The sequence below is a fragment of the Pseudomonadota bacterium genome, from assembly GCA_034660915.1.
Classification (GTDB): Bacteria; Desulfobacterota; Anaeroferrophillalia; order Anaeroferrophillales; family Anaeroferrophillaceae; genus DQWO01.
Map to the genome: position 1 here is coordinate 1 of JAYEKE010000234.1, position 1,510 is coordinate 1,510.

Annotated in this window: 2 protein-coding genes; both read left to right on the forward strand. The window is 43.1% G+C overall.

The genetic code is table 11. The features are described from left to right. Positions 1-128: 128 nt before the first annotated feature. Positions 129-1,298, forward strand: a complete 1,170-nt coding sequence (locus tag U9P07_12970) for a FapA family protein (protein MEA2110316.1) — start codon at positions 129-131, stop codon at positions 1,296-1,298. Positions 1,299-1,301: 3 nt separating this feature from the next. Beyond that, the coding region (locus U9P07_12975; protein ID MEA2110317.1) for a motility protein A at positions 1,302-1,510 on the forward strand (209 nt) is incomplete at its 3' end.

Consider the following 1,510-nt stretch of genomic DNA (forward strand, 5'->3'; position numbering starts at 1 on the left):
GAGTTAATGATTAAAGAGATTTCACTATATACAGTCATCTGTTGGATACTGTGTATTATTAACGTAAAACCTTAATTTTACTCAGCTAAATGCTAAGAGCTAATTGCTCAACATAGGAACAACTAAACATGAGCTACCAAGTCACTTTATATTCTCAAAACCCCCGGCAGGACCCCGTACAGGATTCACAACAGATTGATTATCACGAACAGCACTTCATTGAAAACGTGGTTGTCCGACAGGTATTGGCCCGCATCAAGCCATTATCAGAAAATTATTTTCCAGAATCATCTGAAGTCGAAACCCGGCAATTTTTTGTAGTTGAAGACCCCAGTGAACTTCTGGGGGAGAATGTTACCATTCCTGAAGATGATCCACAAATCATTGTCAGCACCACCAATGGCTATGTCAAGGTAGAGAATAATCGCATTGAGGTACGCGATACGCTTATCATTGATGGTGATGTCAATTTCAAGACCGGCAATCTTGATTTCATCGGCAAAATCATTGTCAGGGGCTCTGTTTTTTCCGGCTTCAGCGTCAAGGCAAAACAGTTAATCGTTGAAGGCAGTATCGAAGGTGCCCATATTGAAATTGATGAAGATCTGATTGTCCGCGGCGGAATTATCGCCTGCCAGGAAAAGGGCGTCTACTGCGGTGGAACTATTCTGACAAAATATGTTGAAAACTCCAGGATTCAAGCCCGGGGAAACATTTTCATTGAAAAGTCAGCTCTCCATAGCCAAATTATAACTGCCGGCAGTATAATTTTTCTCCATGAACCGGGAGTTATCGTCGGCGGTACCTGCCAGGTGAAAAACAGCATTTATGCTAAAATCGTCGGCGCAAAATGGGCAACAGCCACCAAAATTTCCCTGGGAGTTGATCCCTTCCGGTTGCAGGAAAAGGATAAACAGCAAGAAGCGGTTCACAAAATACAAGATGACCTTCAATCACTCCAGGGTCGCCTGGAAGAGATTCATCTCTTTTTTGAACAGGAGCATGAACAGGTCAGCAGGAAAGAAACAAAAGCACTCCAGGAAGAGCAGGAACTGCTGCAGGCTAAACTTTTATATCTTGGCGAGCGGGTAATGGCAGAACAGAAAAAACTGAATTCCCTTGAAGATGCGATTACCCTGGAACAGGAGATCAATGCCAATTGCCGGCTATACGCCTTTGACACCATTTTCCCGGGAGTTGAAATTAAGATTAAAGAATCAAATATAAAAAGCGATTCCATACATAAAGGCGTTTTTTATTACGAAGAAAATCAGGAAATCAAAACAGGTAAAACATAAGCCATGGATATTGCAACCATAATAGGAATTGTCGCCGGAGCAGGGTTAATTATTGCAGCTATCTTGATGGGCAGCGGTTTAGGCACCTTTATTGATGTTCCATCAGTTCTCGTCGTTATTGGCGGCTCGGTTGCCGCCATGCTGATTGCCTTCCCTCTTGATCGGGTCATCGGCTCAATCAAAATCGCCCTGAAAGCATTTTTCAGCCCGAA

What these genes read in the sequence shown, in the direction of transcription:
- U9P07_12970 (MEA2110316.1), top strand. Translation starts at nt 129, where the DNA reads ATGAGCTACCAAGTCACTTTATATTCTCAAAACCCCCGGCAGGACCCC.